20 protein-coding genes and 1 riboswitch are annotated in these 16,673 nt (G+C 43.4%); of the genes, 7 read left to right on the forward strand and 13 right to left on the reverse strand.

Features of this window, described 5'->3' with window-relative positions:
- Nucleotide 1 precedes the first annotated feature (1 nt).
- Nucleotides 2-781, reverse strand: coding sequence for a phospholipase YtpA (gene ytpA, locus M0696_RS15220; protein ID WP_166849377.1), 780 nt, complete (start codon nt 779-781; stop codon nt 2-4).
- Between the two features lie 48 nt (nt 782-829).
- Here ytpA and M0696_RS15225 point away from each other — a divergent pair, with 48 nt between their 5' ends.
- Entirely contained in the window at nt 830-1,345 is a 516-nt protein-coding gene (locus M0696_RS15225) for a gamma carbonic anhydrase (RefSeq protein ID WP_166849373.1), read from the forward strand.
- 256 nt (nt 1,346-1,601) lie between these two features.
- Here M0696_RS15225 and alaP read toward each other — a convergent pair whose 3' ends face one another.
- From alaP to metK, 3 genes are all read right to left on the reverse strand, one after another.
- Nucleotides 1,602-2,993 (reverse strand): alanine permease AlaP, encoded by a 1,392-nt coding sequence (gene alaP / locus M0696_RS15230; RefSeq protein ID WP_248602121.1) that lies wholly within the window; start codon nt 2,991-2,993, stop codon nt 1,602-1,604.
- 136 nt (nt 2,994-3,129) lie between these two features.
- Entirely contained in the window at nt 3,130-5,028 is a 1,899-nt protein-coding gene (asnB, locus tag M0696_RS15235; RefSeq protein WP_222143383.1) for an asparagine synthase (glutamine-hydrolyzing), read from the reverse strand.
- A 148-nt stretch (nt 5,029-5,176) separates the two neighbouring features.
- The gene (metK, locus tag M0696_RS15240; protein ID WP_166849363.1) at nt 5,177-6,379 is read right to left on the reverse strand and encodes a methionine adenosyltransferase; all 1,203 of its coding nucleotides are present in this window, start codon (nt 6,377-6,379) and stop codon (nt 5,177-5,179) included.
- A 167-nt stretch (nt 6,380-6,546) separates the two neighbouring features.
- Nucleotides 6,547-6,684: riboswitch (SAM riboswitch) on the reverse strand.
- Nucleotides 6,685-6,881: 197 nt separating this feature from the next.
- Between metK and pckA the strand changes: the two genes are divergently transcribed.
- Nucleotides 6,882-8,465 (forward strand): phosphoenolpyruvate carboxykinase (ATP), encoded by a 1,584-nt coding sequence (pckA, locus tag M0696_RS15245; RefSeq protein ID WP_222143384.1) that lies wholly within the window; start codon nt 6,882-6,884, stop codon nt 8,463-8,465.
- Between the two features lie 38 nt (nt 8,466-8,503).
- Here pckA and M0696_RS15250 read toward each other — a convergent pair whose 3' ends face one another.
- Nucleotides 8,504-8,746: a DUF2584 domain-containing protein gene (locus M0696_RS15250; RefSeq protein ID WP_003223304.1), complete on the reverse strand. Its 243-nt coding sequence runs from the start codon at nt 8,744-8,746 to the stop codon at nt 8,504-8,506.
- A 51-nt stretch (nt 8,747-8,797) separates the two neighbouring features.
- On the reverse strand, nt 8,798-9,571 hold the full coding sequence (locus M0696_RS15255) for an alpha/beta hydrolase family protein (RefSeq protein WP_248602122.1): 774 nt from the start codon (nt 9,569-9,571) through the stop codon (nt 8,798-8,800).
- 150 nt (nt 9,572-9,721) lie between these two features.
- On the opposite strand from M0696_RS15255, the gene M0696_RS15260 reads away from it, so the two are divergent.
- Genes M0696_RS15260 through M0696_RS15270 form a run of 3 tightly spaced genes read left to right on the forward strand, consistent with a single transcriptional unit; the run spans nt 9,722 to nt 12,308 of the window.
- Nucleotides 9,722-10,726, forward strand: a complete 1,005-nt coding sequence (locus M0696_RS15260; RefSeq protein ID WP_222143386.1) for an ABC transporter substrate-binding protein — start codon at nt 9,722-9,724, stop codon at nt 10,724-10,726.
- A gap of 12 nt (nt 10,727-10,738) precedes the next feature.
- On the forward strand, nt 10,739-11,521 hold the full coding sequence (locus tag M0696_RS15265; RefSeq protein WP_166849350.1) for an ABC transporter ATP-binding protein: 783 nt from the start codon (nt 10,739-10,741) through the stop codon (nt 11,519-11,521).
- Entirely contained in the window at nt 11,496-12,308 is an 813-nt protein-coding gene (locus M0696_RS15270; protein ID WP_222143387.1) for an ABC transporter permease, read from the forward strand. Before M0696_RS15265 ends, M0696_RS15270 begins: the two co-directional genes overlap by 26 nt.
- 26 nt (nt 12,309-12,334) lie before the next feature.
- Here the strand turns inward: M0696_RS15270 and ytkD are convergent, their stop codons facing one another.
- From ytkD to M0696_RS15285, 3 genes are all read right to left on the reverse strand, one after another.
- Nucleotides 12,335-12,811, reverse strand: a complete 477-nt coding sequence (gene ytkD, locus M0696_RS15275; RefSeq protein WP_166849345.1) for an RNA deprotection pyrophosphohydrolase — start codon at nt 12,809-12,811, stop codon at nt 12,335-12,337.
- 210 nt (nt 12,812-13,021) lie between these two features.
- Complete coding sequence (locus M0696_RS15280) at nt 13,022-13,426, reverse strand: phage holin family protein (RefSeq protein WP_166849342.1); 405 nt, start codon at nt 13,424-13,426, stop codon at nt 13,022-13,024.
- Nucleotides 13,427-13,591: 165 nt separating this feature from the next.
- On the reverse strand, nt 13,592-14,029 hold the full coding sequence (locus tag M0696_RS15285; protein WP_069840179.1) for a Dps family protein: 438 nt from the start codon (nt 14,027-14,029) through the stop codon (nt 13,592-13,594).
- Between the two features lie 130 nt (nt 14,030-14,159).
- Here M0696_RS15285 and ytzI point away from each other — a divergent pair, with 130 nt between their 5' ends.
- Nucleotides 14,160-14,300 carry a YtzI protein gene (ytzI, locus tag M0696_RS15290; protein WP_102702955.1) on the forward strand — a complete coding sequence of 47 codons (141 nt, stop codon included), beginning with the start codon at nt 14,160-14,162 and terminating at the stop codon, nt 14,298-14,300.
- On the opposite strand, the gene M0696_RS15295 is transcribed toward ytzI, so the two are convergent.
- Nucleotides 14,294-14,734, reverse strand: coding sequence for a FixH family protein (locus M0696_RS15295; protein ID WP_166849339.1), 441 nt, complete (start codon nt 14,732-14,734; stop codon nt 14,294-14,296). The genes ytzI and M0696_RS15295 overlap by 7 nt on opposite strands.
- A 119-nt stretch (nt 14,735-14,853) precedes the next feature.
- Entirely contained in the window at nt 14,854-15,327 is a 474-nt protein-coding gene (locus tag M0696_RS15300; RefSeq protein ID WP_014114882.1) for an S-ribosylhomocysteine lyase, read from the reverse strand.
- Between the two features lie 127 nt (nt 15,328-15,454).
- Here M0696_RS15300 and yidD point away from each other — a divergent pair, with 127 nt between their 5' ends.
- Complete coding sequence (gene yidD / locus M0696_RS15305; protein WP_222143388.1) at nt 15,455-15,682, forward strand: membrane protein insertion efficiency factor YidD; 228 nt, start codon at nt 15,455-15,457, stop codon at nt 15,680-15,682.
- Here yidD and M0696_RS15310 read toward each other — a convergent pair.
- Complete coding sequence (locus M0696_RS15310; protein WP_166849337.1) at nt 15,679-16,242, reverse strand: beta-class carbonic anhydrase; 564 nt, start codon at nt 16,240-16,242, stop codon at nt 15,679-15,681. The two genes, yidD and M0696_RS15310, sit on opposite strands and share 4 nt — an antisense overlap.
- Before the next feature lie 118 nt (nt 16,243-16,360).
- Complete coding sequence (locus tag M0696_RS15315) at nt 16,361-16,609, reverse strand: type B 50S ribosomal protein L31 (RefSeq protein WP_003219346.1); 249 nt, start codon at nt 16,607-16,609, stop codon at nt 16,361-16,363.
- Nucleotides 16,610-16,673 lie beyond the last annotated feature (64 nt).

Consider the following 16,673-nt stretch of genomic DNA (forward strand, 5'->3'; position numbering starts at 1 on the left):
TTCAAATATATTGATCAGTAAACGCTCTTGCTGCTTTAAAGACATCTTCTCTTTCGGGTTCATTAAATATTTCATGATAAAGCCCTTCCCACTCTCTGTACGCTTTATTGTGGGAAGCTACACCATTAAACCACTTGGTGACCATCGTTTTGTCAACAAGCTTATCGTCACCGGCCTGCATCACAAAGAGCGGCACTCTCAAAAACGCATCTGTCGGCACCATCGCTGACTCAATTGTTTTTAACAGTTCTCTGTACCATCTGACAGATACTTTCCTGACATATAACGAGTCATTTTGGTCGGCCTCGATGACGTCTTCATTGCGCGTCGCCATATCAATTGATAATCCCGAATCAACCTTAAGCGACGGAGCGATGACATTCAGGCCTCGTGATGCAAGATCAAGCGCTTTATTCACTTTAATTTGCAGTCCCAGACACGGTGATGATAAAATAATTCCCGTAATACGGGGATTTCTTTGCTGTTTAAACCATTCAATCGCAACCAGGCCGCCCATGCTGTGACCGAGAAGAAAAACCGGCAGCTCAAAGGTTCGTGCTTTATCTATCCAAGTATCTACTTCATCAATGTATTCTTGAAATGAGCGAATATGACCTCTGGCCCTTGTGGTTGTCCCCTGACCCGGCAAGTCGCCCATGACAACGTGATAACCCGAAGATCTCCACATTTCAATCAGCCATTTATATCGTCCGTGATATTCACTTGCCCCGTGGATCATCACAATCACGGCAACAGGTCTGTCTGCTTTCCAGGTCCACATGCTCTTCACCTCATACGAAATTTAAATAGAGAAAGAAGGATGAATACTATGATCTACCCTTATAAGGAACACATGCCAGATATCCACCCAACAGCCTTTGTAGCTGATAATGCAACTATTACCGGTGATGTCGTTATCGGAGAACAGTCCAGCATTTGGTTTTCTGTTGTCATAAGGGGAGATGTCGCGCCGACTAGAATCGGAAACAGAGTCAATATCCAAGATCTAAGCTGCCTCCATCAAAGCCCGAACCGGACGCTTCTCATTGAAGATGACGCCACGATAGGCCATCAGGTTACACTTCATAGTGCTGTTATCCGCAAGAACGCCTTAATCGGCATGGGCTCAATCATCTTAGACGGAGCCGAGATTGGCGAAGGTGCCTTTATTGGCGCCGGCAGTCTTGTCCCGCCGGGAAAAATCATTCCGCCTGGCCATCTCGCTTTTGGCCGTCCTGCAAAAGTCATCCGCCCTTTGACCGAAGAAGACCGACAAGATATGCAAAGAATACGGTCGGAATATGTAGCAAAGGGCCAATATTATAAATCACTTCAAAAAACATAAGACCTGCTTCGTCTTACTTTACCATTTTTCAAATTATGTTTGAAAGCAATAACCTTTGTTTACCCGGACGTAATGACAGTTCGGGTTTTGGTTTCTCCATAAAACGTTCACATGGCATCAAACGTATGACTTTTATCTTATCATAAAACTTGATCCGCAACTGTAAGCTGCCTCTGCAAAAAACATATTCCTATTCTTTCCTTTTCTCTAGTTTCTATGACAACACACAAAAAGAGCTCGCTGGGAGCTCTTTTTGTTAGCTGATATTTCGTTCGCTGGCAGCAGCCGCATTTTTCTTATGAAAACCTTTTCCATAATACACGGCAAGCAAGATAAGAAACCAAATCGGTCCGATAATCACGGCTACTCTTGTATCGGGACTGTAAGCCATAATAATAACGACAAATGCTAAAAATGCCAATGATACATAAGACGTAAACGGAAAGAAAGGCATTTTGTATTTTAAGTGTTTCTTTTCTTCCGGCCGCAAGCTTTTCCGGTATCTAATTTGAGAAAGCAAAATGATCGCCCACGTCCAAATCGCTCCGAATGTCGCAATACTTGTGACCCAAGTAAACACCTTTGCAGGTACAACATAGTTTAACAGCACTCCGACTAATAAAGCACCCGCTGAAGCCAGAACAGCTTTCCCCGGAATACCGCCTTTCGTCAGCTGCCCGTATGCTTGCGGCGCCTTACCCTGCTCCGCTAAATTAAACAGCATCCGCCCTGTGCTGAAAATGCCGCTGTTGCATGAAGACAGCGCGGCCGTTAAAACGACAAAGTTAATAATGCCTGCTGCCGATGGAATGCCCACCTTTTCAAATGTGAGGACAAATGGACTTCCTTGTGAGCCAATTTCCTGCCATGGGTAAATAGACATAATGACAAATAAAGCGCCTACATAAAAAATCAAAATACGCCAAAATACCGTATCAATTGCTTTGGCTAACGATTTTTGCGGGTTTTTCACCTCGCCAGCTGTCACCCCGATCATTTCAATCCCTAAATAGGCGAACATCACCATTTGAAGTGACAATAAGACCCCTTTTATTCCATGTGGAAAAAATCCTCCGTTGTTCCACAAGTTGCTGATTCCGGTTGCAATGCCTCCATTGCCGACCCCTGCGATGATCATCAATAAACCGACAGCAATCATAGATAAGATCGCGACAATTTTAATCAAAGCGAACCAAAATTCCAGCTCTCCGTAGGCTTTGACAGCCAAGAAATTAACACCCGTCATAATGACCAGCGCCGATAATGCCCAAATCCAGTTTGGCACGTCCGGAAACCAGTACCCCATATAAATCCCGACAGCAGTGATTTCAGCCATACAGGTTACAACCCATAAAAACCAGTAGTTCCATCCTGTTAAATAGCCTGCAAGCGGTCCCAAATAATCACGGGCATAGCGGCTGAAAGAGCCAGCGACCGGTTTTTGAATGGCCATTTCTCCAAGCGCTCTCATAATAAAAAACATGACCATGCCACTTATGGCATACGCTCCCAAAATACCCGGACCTGCTAATTGAATAGCTGATGCGGAGCCAAGGAACAATCCCACCCCTATGGCAGCTCCTAAAGACATTAAAGAAATATGCCTTTCTTCGAGTCCGCGGTGTAGCTCTTGTTTTTGTTTTTGCATGCTTTCTTCTCCCCTAGAAAAAAATATCAATAAATCATTTTTCTGAATTTTCCGTGTGGATTGGGTAAATCAATGATGATGGAGAAATAAAAGGATAATAACAAGGCTTTCGACGAATCGAAAGCCTTGTTGTCTGTTACACAAAGATGACTTCTTTAGGCTGATGGCTCAACTCTTCAGGCATATACCGTTTTTCGATATTGATGCTGTGCCAGATCATAAAGATCAGTACAGTCCAGATTTTACGGCTGTTATCAGCCTTGTCCGCACAATGATCTTCAAGAAGCTGAAGGACATAATCCTTGTGGATATAAGCATCCGTTTGGCTTTCCTGGATAATGTTCCGCACCCATTCGTTCATTTCGTTTTTCAGCCAATGACGGATCGGTACAGGGAAACCAAGTTTTTTGCGGTTTAATACGTGCTCAGGCACAATTCCTTCAGCCGCTTTGCGAAGAAGATACTTCGTCGTGCCGTTCTTCGTTTTCAGCTCATCAGGAATTTTTGAAGCGACGTCAAATACGACTTTATCCAAGAACGGCACACGCAGTTCCAAAGAATTGGCCATCGTCATTTTATCTGCTTTTAATAAAATATCCCCGCGCATCCAAGTGTGGATATCGACATATTGCATTTTGTTAATATCGCTGTATGAACTGCTTTCTGTAAAGTAAGTCTTTGTCACATCACGATATGAAAGGTTCGGATTATAATGCTTCAGCAGCTGCTTTTTAACAGATTCTTCAAAGATTTTCGCGTTACCGATATAACGATCTTGGAGCGGAGTACAGCCGCGCTCAAGCAGGCTCTTTCCTCTCATACCTTCAGGCATAACAGCCGCAACGTGCAGAAGCATCTTTTTCAGGCCTGACGGAATGCGTTCAAACGGTTTAAGCGAAAGCGGCTCACGGTAAATGTTATATCCGCCGAAGAGCTCATCCGCACCTTCACCTGATAAAGCAACCGTTACATGTTTTTTCGCTTCTTTTGCAACAAAGTACAATGGAATCGCTGCCGGATCAGCAAGCGGGTCATCAAAATGCCATACAATCTTCGGAAGCTCGTTCATGTATTCTTCAGGCGAAATGACTTTGCTGATATTTTCAATGCCAAGTGCCGCTGCAGTTTCTTTCGCTACATCGACTTCACTGAAGCCCTGCTGTTCAAATCCGACAGAGAATGTTTTTAAGCTTGGATGAAATTCCTTCGCAACGGATACAATAAAAGTAGAATCAATTCCGCCAGATAGGAATGAACCGACAGGAACGTCACTTCGCATATGAACGTTTACAGAGTCATAGATCGCGTCTCTGACTTCTTTTACAAGCTTATCTTCTTCAGTCTGAACTGGCTTAAAGTTCGCTTTAAAATACGTTTTGAATGTGATATCGCCATCCGGGCGGATTGTGAACTGTGAACCCGGCTCTACTTTTTTCACATTATCATCGAGCGTGCTTGGTTCAGGAACGAATTGGAAAGACATGTACTGCTGCAATGCTTCTTTATCTATTTCAATATCATTCTGAGCAACCATTAAACTTTTTCTCTCTGAGGCAAAATAAACCTGATCATTGATCGTTGTGTAGTACAACGGTTTAATGCCGAATGGATCTCTTGCTCCATAAAGCACATGATCGTTTTTATTCCAAATCAGAAAGGCAAACATACCGCGCAGTTTGGACGCAGCTTCTTCTTTATAGTGACGGTAAGTCGCAAGAAGAACCTCTGTGTCCGAATCCGTGTTGAATGTATACCCCTTTGCTTCAAGTTCTTCTCTCAATTCAATATAGTTATAGATTTCTCCGTTAAAGATAATCCAATATGTTTCATCTTCATATGATAAAGGCTGTCCGCCATTTTCTACATCAATAATGCTGAGCCGTCTGAAACCGAATCCAACGTGCTCATCATGGAAATATCCATCACTGTCAGGACCGCGGTGAACGATCATTTGGTTCATTTGTTTGATTAGTTCTTCTTGATCAGCGGTTTGAGCTAACGGATGCTTGTTAAAAACCCCGACAAATCCACACATAGTATTGCCTCCATAATTAAAATTGTCATCATTGAACCCCTATTTATAGACGCTGTGAATAGTATTTGGTTTCACGGTTATGTAAAAAAATAAACATGAATACAACGTAAAAAAGGGAAAGCCGCTTAACCAGTAAGCGGCTATAAAATTATTCTCCTAACGCTTCTTCACGCAGCTTCTCTGCTTTGTCTGTACGCTCCCACGGAAGATCAACATCGTGGCGTCCAAAGTGGCCGTACGCAGCAGTTTGTTTATAAATCGGACGGCGTAAATCAAGCATTTTGATAATGCCGGCAGGTCGTAAATCAAAGTTATTGCGAACAACTTCAATCAATTTTTCCTCAGAAGCTTTTCCGGAACCGAATGTGTTGATTGAGATTGACACAGGCTGTGCAACACCGATCGCGTAAGCAAGCTGTACTTCGCAAGAATCAGCAAGCTCAGCCGCAACGATGTTTTTCGCAACGTATCTCGCTGCATAAGCCGCAGAACGGTCTACCTTCGTTGCATCCTTACCTGAGAACGCGCCTCCGCCGTGGCGTGCATAGCCGCCGTACGTATCAACAATGATTTTGCGTCCTGTAAGTCCCGCATCCCCTTGAGGGCCTCCGATAACGAAACGTCCTGTAGGGTTGATGAAATATTTTGTTTCTTCATCAATCAGCTCTTCAGGAACAACCGGATTGATAACATGTTCTTTAATGTTGCGCTGGATTTGCTCAAGCGTAATTTCAGGGTGATGCTGAGTTGAAATAACAATCGCGTCAATGCGGACAGGTTTGTTATTTTCATCGTACTCAACTGTTACCTGTGTTTTGCCGTCAGGACGAAGGTACGGAAGAATATCTTCTTTACGGACTTCACTCAGGCGGCGGGCCAATTTATGAGCAAGTGAAATTGGAAGAGGCATAAGCTCTTTTGTTTCGTTGCACGCGTAACCGAACATTAAACCTTGGTCACCCGCACCGATCGCTTCAATTTCTTCATCGCTCATTGTGCCTTCACGGGCTTCAAGCGCCTGGTCTACACCCATTGCGATATCAGCAGACTGCTCGTCAATTGATGTTAAAACTGCACAAGTTTCCGCATCAAATCCGTATTTCGCACGTGTGTATCCGATTTCTTTAATGGTTTGACGAACCGTTTTCGGAATGTCAACATACGTAGATGTTGTGATCTCTCCGCTGACAAGAACCAAACCAGTTGTCACAGACGTTTCACAAGCAACACGCGCGTTAGGGTCTTTCTTTAAAATTTCATCTAAAATGCTGTCAGAAATCTGGTCACAGATTTTATCCGGATGCCCCTCCGTAACAGATTCTGATGTAAATAAACGACGATTTTTACTCATGATTTGCTTCCTCCTGCACAAGGCCTCCCGAAAGACCTTGTATATATGATACGGAACTCGCTCCCTCTTATACAATGTAACGTTATATTAGAGAATGTTAATTGGCATATTTATGAAATAAAAAAACCTTTTCCATCGAGGAAAGGGTTTGGTCTTTGTGCCTTTCACTCTTATCGCTCAAGGAATCATACAACCTTGCAACAGGTTAGCACCTTGGTTGTCTCACACAGTTGAACATAATAATAACAGAGAAACCGGTTGCTGGGCTTCATAGGGCCTGTCCCTCCGCCAGCTCGGGATAAGAGTATCCGCTCAATGAAATATCTTATCGTAAAAGGGTTTGCAATGTCAATATGATTCAGAAGAAATAGGCACCTATATTGAGGGAAAACATTGGAAAACGCACACACAAAAAACGTTAAATAGTATAGACTATTTGAAAATATATGTTATACTAATTCACAATTAGCAAAACACAAAAAACGATAAAGGAAGGTTTCATATGAACTCAGTTGATTTAACCGCTGATCTACAAGCCTTATTAACAAGCCCAAATGTGCGTCATAATTTATCAGCAGCACAGCTTACAGAAAAAGTACTATCCCGGAACGAAGGCATTTTAACTTCCACAGGCGCTGTTCGGGCGACAACAGGAGCTTATACAGGACGCTCGCCTAAAGACAAATTTATCGTGAAGGAAGAAAGCACGAAAAATAAGATCGATTGGGGTACGGTGAATCAGCCCATTTCAGAAGAAGCATTTGAGCGGCTGTACACGAAAGTTGTCAGCTATCTGAAACAGCGAGATGAGCTGTTTGTATTCGAAGGATTTGCCGGAGCAGATGAAAAATACAGGCTGCCGATCACCGTCGTAAATGAGTTCGCATGGCACAATTTATTCGCCAGACAGCTGTTTATCCGACCGGAGGGCAATGATAAGAAAACAGTTGAACAACCGTTTACCATTCTTTCTGCTCCGCATTTCAAAGCGGATCCAAAAACAGACGGCACACATTCTGAAACCTTTATTATTGTCTCTTTTGAAAAGCGGACGATTTTAATCGGCGGAACAGAGTATGCTGGAGAAATGAAGAAATCGATTTTCTCCATTATGAATTTCCTGCTCCCTGAAAGAGATATTCTATCCATGCACTGCTCTGCCAATGTCGGTGAAAAAGGCGATGTCGCCCTTTTCTTCGGACTGTCCGGAACAGGCAAGACCACCCTCTCAGCCGATGCTGACCGCAAACTGATCGGTGATGATGAACACGGCTGGTCTGACACAGGCGTCTTTAATATTGAAGGCGGATGCTACGCCAAGTGCATTCATTTAAGCGAAGAAAAGGAGCCTCAGATCTTTAACGCGATCCGCTTCGGGTCTGTTCTTGAAAATGTTGTTGTTGATGATGATACACGCGAAGCCAATTATGATGATTCCTTCTATACCGAAAACACGCGGGCGGCTTACCCGATTCATATGATTGACAACATCGTGACACCAAGCATGGCAGGCCACCCTTCAGCAATTGTATTTTTGACGGCTGATGCATTCGGAGTCCTGCCGCCGATCAGCAAACTGACGAAGGAACAGGCGATGTACCATTTCTTAAGCGGTTATACGAGCAAACTTGCTGGAACCGAACGCGGTGTGACGTCTCCTGAGACGACGTTTTCCACATGCTTCGGCTCACCATTCCTGCCGCTTCCTGCTCACGTCTATGCTGAAATGCTCGGCAAAAAGATCGATGAACACGGCGCAGACGTTTACTTGGTCAATACCGGCTGGACCGGCGGCGGCTACGGCACAGGCGAACGCATGAAGCTTTCTTACACAAGGGCGATGGTCAAAGCAGCGATTGAAGGCAAATTAGAGGATGCAGAAATGATGACTGACGATATTTTCGGCCTGCACATTCCGGTTCAAGTTCCTGGCGTTCCTGATCATATCCTTCAGCCGGAAAACACATGGAACAACAAGGAAAAATACAGAGAAAAGGCTGTCTACCTCGCGAATGAATTCAAAGAGAACTTTAAAAAGTTCGCACATACAGATGCGATTGCACAGGCAGGCGGCCCTCTCGTTTAAAAAGCAAAAGCCAAGAGCAATTACGCTCTTGGCTTGTTTTAATTCACAGAATGCAGAGAAGTCAGCTTGTATGTAATGATGGTCCGGCCGTCTTCCCATTGAAGCTTCTGCACTTCAGCTGTTCCCGACTTTTCGCCGAACTTTGTTTTGCGCACATCCATCGGAATCTCCATCGGATACACACGGTATCCGTCTTTCTCTAACGTGAAAATATTTTCATCTATGCGAACTTCTTTTCCTTTTGTCACAATCAATGTATTAAATTCAACAGGCATTCCCAAAGTGAAATCCCCTTTCGTTCTCTTTTTTCTTTATCATACCATATTTCACCGTCAGCGGTTCTTCATCCATTGCGTGAGCTGCCGAACGATACGCCGGTTTTCTTTTGGCGGGAAATAATGTGTGAATTTGCTGTAGTACCACGTCTCCACCGGCTTATGCAGCTGTTTTAGCTTCTCTTCAAATAAATAGGAATGCTGAATCGAAACGTTTTGGTCTTTTTCTCCATGAATTAATAGCACGGGTGCCTGAATTTTGTTTACTTGGTCAAACGGTGTTCTCCATTTGTATTCCTCAGGCACCTTTTTCGGTGTTCCGCCGATGACTCTTTTCATCATTCGCCGTAAATCCTGCCGCTCCTCATATGTAAGGATCATATCACTGACGCCTCCCCAGGAAACGAATGAAGCCGCATGCCGGCCCATTTCAATCGCAGTGAGCATTCCCATAATTCCACCGCGGGAAAAACCGAAGATATGGATTCTGTCCTTCTTAACATTTGGATGCTGCTGAAGCAGATGAAAAGCGGAAAAAGCATCCTCCCTGTCTTCTCCGGCAAAATCCTCGTTGCCCTCTCCACCTTGATTTCCCCTGTAAAAGGGAGCAAACACAATAAACCCTTGGGATGCAAACTGGATAATCCGGCCTGGCCGAACCATGCCCACGCTCTTAATCCCGCCGCGCAAATATAAAAATCCGTCATATTGTCCCGGTGCCGCCGGCTCAGCCAGAAGCCCCTTTACCCGTAAGCCATTTGAAAGATAGCAGATCGTAAACAGACGCACATGCCGGCTCGGCGACGGATATCTTCTTTTCTCAACAATCAAGGCAGCCGCCTCCTTTTTTCTATATGCTTTCCTTACTCCAAAATTACATCCTGAGAACCTGATTAGGCATTCACACATTTTTATACCCATCATACGATATGTAAAGCAAAAAAGGATATTAACTTGATGCTAAATAAGGAGGTTGTCTATGTGAATAAATGGTTAAGGCTGGGCTGCGCCTGTGTTGGCAGTATATTTCTGATGATCGCCCTGGCGGCTTGCAACCAAGAAGAAACGCTCACCAAAGTCAAAGTAGCCGAAGTGACTCATTCGATTTTTTACGCGCCTTTATATGTTGCTGAGTCAAAAGGATTTTTCAAGGAAGAAGGGCTTGATGTCAATGTAAATACGACCTGGGGCGGCGACAAAACGATGACATCGCTTCTTTCAAACGGCTCAGACATTGCACTTGTCGGGTCAGAAACATCTATTTATGTCGAAGCGCAAGGGGCTAAAGACCCTGTCATTAATTTCGCCCAGCTGACTCAGACAGACGGAACATTTCTTGTCGCAAGAGAAGATGTCAAACAGTTCGATTGGGATCAGCTGAAAGGAAAAACGTTTCTCGGCCAGAGAAAAGGCGGCATGCCGCAAATGGTCGGCGAGTATGTACTGAACAACCATAAGATTGACCCGCATAAGGATATTAACCTCATCCAGAACATAGACTTCGCCAATATCGCCAATGCATTTGCTTCTGGAACCGGCGAATATGTGCAGCTTTTTGAACCGCAAGCTTCTCTCTTTGAGAAAAAAGGCATCGGCCATATCGTGGCTTCGTTCGGAGAAGAATCAGGCCAGGTTCCTTATACAACTTTTATGGCAAAACAAAGCTATCTGAAAAAAAATGAAGACACAGCCGTCAAGTTTACAAGAGCTATTTATAAGGCGCAGCAGTGGGTGAAAAATCACTCGGCGAAAGAAATCACAGATGCCATCAAAGATGAATTTGATGATACCGATCCAGAAGTCATCGAAACATCCATCGAACGTTATAAAAAGCAGCAATCGTATTCGCCAGATCCCCTGCTAAACGAAAAAGAATGGGAGCTGCTCCAGACCATTATGGATCAATCGGGAGAACTGCCGAAGCACATTCCATACAATCAGCTTGTAAATAAACAAATTGCCGAAAAAGTCACCTTGGAAAAATAGGAGGCGCCATCTATGTCTTTTTTACATGTCGACCATGTAACCCATACTTATTTTTCTATTAAAGAAAAAACGACGGCCGTACGGGACATTCATTTCAATGCCGAAAAAGGTGATTTCATCTCATTTCTCGGCCCAAGCGGCTGCGGCAAAACAACACTGCTTTCCATTATTGCCGGCCTGATTGAACCATCGGAAGGCAGAGTTTTGATTGAAGGAAGTGAGCCGAATCAAAAAGAACATAACATCGGCTACATGCTTCAGCAGGATTACTTATTTCCCTGGAAATCTATCGAGGAAAATGTGCTTCTCGGCTTAAAAATCGCCGACACGTTGACAGAAGAAAGCAAGGCTGCTGCACTCAGTCTATTGCCGGAGTTCGGTCTCATAGATGTGGAGAAAAAATATCCGAAAGAGCTGTCGGGCGGAATGCGCCAGCGTGCCGCGCTTGCAAGAACTCTTGCGCCAAATCCAAGTCTGCTTTTGCTGGATGAGCCATTTTCCGCGCTTGATTTTCAGACAAAGCTGTCACTGGAAAACCTGGTATTCCGTACATTAAAGGAGTATCAAAAAACTGCAGTGCTTGTCACACATGATATTGGGGAAGCGATAGCGATGAGCGATACGATCTTTTTATTTTCAAACCAGCCGGGCACCATCCATCAGATTTTTACCATTCCTAAAGAATTGGCCGCGATGATGCCTTTTGACGCCCGCCAGGAGCCATCCTTCCAGACGCTGTTTCAAACGATATGGAAGGAGCTGAATTCTCTTGAGAAACAGCAAAGAAACGATTGATCTGCTCCACGAGCAATATCAATTCAAACAGAAAAAGGAAAAATGGAATGTCCATTCCTTTCAGCTTGCCATATTTATTCTCTTTTTCTCAGGTTGGGAAATCTCCAGCAGGCTCGGCTGGATTGATCCGCTGATCTTCAGCTCTCCGTCAGCTGTATGGCATTTATTGCTGGAGAAGCTCGGTGACGGGTCTTTACTGTCACATATCGGCGTCACCTTATTTGAAACGGTGCTTGGCTTTTTGCTTGGGACGTTTATGGGCACGTGCCTCGCTGCTTTGTTATGGTGGTCCAACCGGCTTGCCAGGATTTTAGATCCGTATCTTGTGATTTTGAATGCAATGCCGAAAGTGGCGCTGGGCCCGATCCTGATTGTCGCGCTCGGTCCCAGTTTTATCAGCATTATTGCGATGGGAGCCATCATTAGCGTTATTATCACAACCATCGTCGTGTACACCGCTTTCCAAGAGGTTGACGAAAACTATATAAAAGTCATGAAAACATTCGGCGCAAAAAAATGGGTGATATTTAAAGAAGTGATTCTTCCCGCATCCTCCCCCGCTATTATTTCAACACTGAAAGTAAACGTCGGTTTATCATGGGTTGGCGTCATTGTAGGTGAATTCCTTGTTTCTAAGGTCGGATTAGGATATATGATTATTTACGGTTTCCAAGTCTTCAATTTTACACTCGTCTTCTTAAGCCTGCTGATCATCGCCGTATTCGCCACTTTAATGTATCAGGGCGTAGAGCTGCTGGAAAAGAAATGGACGAAGGGCAGGACATAAAAAACCCGGCACATGAGCCGGGTTTTTTATTCGATCCATCCAGCTTCTTTCAGTTTTTTCAAACTGATCGGAAGAACGGAATCCTTCATAATAAAGCTGAACTTTTTATTGCGGGAAAGGTTCTCCGGAAGCTCATGAAACAAAACCGGGCCTTTCGTTTCAAAGTAATCAGCTTGCTTTTCAAGCTTTTCTATATCTGCAAAATATATATTTTTTACAATCACTTTTTCTTTACCGAGAACTTTATACTGTCCGAGGTACTTGAGGCTTTTCACTCTTGCACCCGTCTCTTCCTTTACTTCCCGGAGCGCCGCCTCTTCTGCGCACTCCATCGGCTCTACTTTCCCGCCTGGAAACTCATAGCCCCTGTCCTCATGTTCTGTTAAAAGCCATTTGCCGCCAAAACGGCAAATCACCCAGACATGCTTCGGACTGTCCGAGAAAGGCTGATCGTCAAAGGAAAGCTGAACAGTATTGTGATAATAATCTTTAAACTCGTACATGTTTATCCCTCAAATCCGTTCCTAGCTATCTTCCATACATCATACCACAGTTATGTTTCATCGGAAGCCTTTTATCAAAAAATAAGGGAAACCCAGCACGCCACCAAGGTCTAAAGCATGCAGACCAGCTCGTACAGTTTTTGCCGTGCCTTTTGCCAGAATGTGCGACTGACGCTCTGGGCTTTATTATGACCCGTGAACAGGTAAAAGTTACGGTTTGCGCTTGAATTTATTTTTTAACGTTTCCAAAAGATCGACAAGCATCTGAGGAACCGGTATGCCGAGAGAGCTGGCTGTCACTACAATTTGCACAGATTCATAAAGAATATAAAACATAATAGCCAAGTCACGAATTGACCCCTGTGTATTCAGCAGCTGATCAAAAAAGTGGCATACAGAGATCAGAGACAACGTGACTAATTTTTTGACAAGCCGGGCAAATACCTTTTTAAACGCCAGTTTGTGAATAATCGTTTCCTTCAAGGTCGTACTGGTAAATTCAATTGCCATAAGAGAGAGCAAAATCAGAAATGAATACTGAAAACCTCCGAAGAAAAACCCCGCTGCTGAAACGCTGACTGCTAAAAACGAAAAGATGCCAAAGTCTCTATCCATTTTTCCCAACATCCTTTCACAGAAACGGCCTTACGATATTCTATGGAAAACAAGCCGAACGGATTGGATTTTTCAGAAAAATGGACTGGTTGTCGCCTATTTTTTCGGATGCAAAATCAAAAGCCGGACGTCTTTTATAAGACATCCGGCCTTTCTTTTTTGGATCTAACCCAGGTAAGCTTTCAGCATCCAGTTGTGTTTTTCAATATTCTGATGGATCGCAAGAAGCATGTCCCCTGTTGTTTCGTCACCGACTTCATCAGCTAAATCCATGCCGTTTTTCAGCTCTTCCGCGATAACTGTGAAATCATCATATACGCTTTGAACCATTTGTTCAGCTGTTTCATTTCCTGCCGCTTCTTTTACAGAAGCCGTCTCCAAGGATTCCTTCATTGTCGCAATCGGTTTTCCGTCCAGCGCCAAAAGACGTTCTGCTAAGTCGTCAATATAAGTTGCCGTTTCGTTATACAGCTCCTCAAACTTTTCATGAAGAGTGAAGAAATCTTTCCCTTTCACATACCAGTGATAATTATGTAGTTTCACATACATGACTGTCCAGTTAGCTACTTGTTTGTTCACTGCTTGAATCAATTGTTCTGACATGATTATCTTCCTCCTTGTTATATGACTATGTATACCCTTTATATCGTACGTTAAAACCTCTTTTTTACCCTTATCTGTCACGACATCTTTTACTATGCTACAATTGTTAAAAAACGGGAGGTGGAATGTCATGACGCTTCTCATTACGGTAAGTATTTTGATTGTGCTGGCTGTTTTGTTTGTCACCATTTGGACGACTGTGAAAGCCTATAATGTAAAGCACACCATTGATCCTCCGCAAGAAACTCGTTCTGAGTCAAAAAATCAATGATTGTGTGAATGCTCATCTTCAGACTGATTGCTGGCAGCATCGGCGTCACCGACTTGGACTTTCAAGGTCGGCATGCTATGCTGTTTTTTTGCTGTGACATGGGATTGGACAGTGTATACACCATCTTCCTTAAACGTTGTTTCCAATCGGTATACGCCTTTTTCTTGCTTTGCTTTAAACATGTGGCTGGCGTCTTTTTCTCCTTCTTTCCACACTTCAAACTCTACTTCATCAGCATCCGTCACCGCTTCGTCACCATATGATACCGCTGCTTCATATGCTACGTTTTCACCGGGATTTACTTTTTCAGGGCCGGTCAGCTTGACATCCAATACCTCAGGTGTCTCAGCTGCAGAATTTGCTTTGCTTTCACCTGATCCGCATCCATTAAGCAAAAGAGCAGAAAAAAGCAGAACAACTAACATCTTTTTCATGCCATCACCCTTTCATCGTTTACCTAAATAGTAGCAAACGCTTACAGCAAATGGTACATAAAAGATGATACGTCACAAAAAAGACCTTTTTGCATAAGCGCAAAAAGGTCCCTTTCTGTTTAACCAAATACTTTCAGCAATTCTTCTTTATCCTGTGACAGCCAGAAGCGCATTAAACGTTTAGCGCCTTCCAGATCATGAAGCTTCGCTTGGCCGCACTGCTTTTCATTCGCAGCCGGAATTTCGGTAATCTCTACAGCTTCCTTCATTGTGTCTTCTAGCAGATCAACGATTTCCGCTGGTGTCGGCTCTCCGCTCACCACAAGATAATAGCCTGTTTGGCAGCCCATTGGAGAAATATCAATGATATCAAAATGATCATATTTCTCAGCGTGAGAACGAATCGTAAACGCGAGCAAATGCTCAAGTGTGTGAATGGTGTCAGGCTTCATCGCCTGTTTATTTGGCTGACAAAAACGAATATCAAATTTATTTACAACGCCGTCTGTTCCTACTTTATGCACGCCGCAATGTCTTACATATGGAGCAACAACCGCATTATGATCTAGCTCAAAACTTTCTACTGAAGGCATAATGGCACTCTCCTCTTTTTAAAAATGTACATTCATTATAACATACCTTTCCGATAAGGATTATCGAATAACTTTTCAATCTGCGTTTTTTTTCTTATACTTGCATCAGAAAGGTTGCTGAAGACATATGAAAACCCTATTTATCGCTCTGATCAGAGGATATCAAAAATTCATCTCACCCTTGACGCCGCCAACATGCCGCTTTTATCCGACTTGCTCCCAATATGGAATCGAAGCGATTAAAACACATGGGGCTTTAAAAGGCAGCTTGCTGACAATCAAACGGATTTTGAAATGCCATCCGTTCCATCCGGGAGGAGTCGATCCCGTTCCTGAAAAGAAACGAAAACATTAAGCGTTATAGCCGTTTACGACAAGATCCAGTTTTCCTGTTTCAGGATCAATGACTAGACCATGGACAGGAACATTTTCCGGAAACAGCGGATGATGTTTAATGACTTTTACGCTGTCTTTCACACTTGCTTCCACTGAATCAAAGCTTTTAAACCATTGATCAAAGTCAACACCGGAATACTTTAATGTTTCGATGCGTTCTTCCGGAATTCCTCTTTCTTTGATTCTGTTAAGCATGCTTTCGCTGCTGATTTTGCTCATGCCGCAATCGTAATGCCCGATCACACATACCTCATCGGCGTTCAGCTCATACACTGCGACGAGCAAACTTCTCATGATGCTTCCGAATGGGTGTGTCACAAGCGCACCGGCACTTTTAATGATTTTCACATCACCGTTTCGCAGATTCATCGAATGCGGCAGCAATTCAACCAAACGAGTATCCATGCAAGAAAGAATCGCCATTTTTTTATCAGGAAATTTTGATGTTTGATACTTTTCGTATTCCTTTTTTTCAGTAAAAGTCTTGTTAAATTCAAGAATATCATTTAGCAGGCTCATAGCTAGTTGTATTCCTTCCTTGTCTTTTTTCTCTTCAATATATCACAGCATCTGTCTTTTCGTCATCTTATCAAAATGAAACTGGGTAAGAAAAAAAGACAAACCCTCAAGGTCTGCCTTATTTCCCCATATTATATCGTTTTTTGAACTGCTCGACTCTTCCGCCCTTTTCATTGAATTTCTGGCGCCCGGTATAAAACGGATGCGTGTCAGAGCTGACCTCTACTTTAATGACCGGATATGTGTTGCCGTCTTCCCACTCTGCTGTTTCATTAGATGTTTTAGTAGAGGTGCTGAGAAAACGGTAGCCGCTGTTGACATCCTGAAAGATGACTTTGTGGTTCTTTGGATGAATTCCTTCTTTCATGTGTATCCCCTTTCTTCAAATCGTAATAATTACGTTTTATTTTATATCCTCACAAACGTTTTGT

Source organism: Bacillus rugosus, assembly GCF_023238245.1.
GTDB classification, from domain to species: Bacteria; Bacillota; Bacilli; order Bacillales; family Bacillaceae; genus Bacillus; species Bacillus rugosus.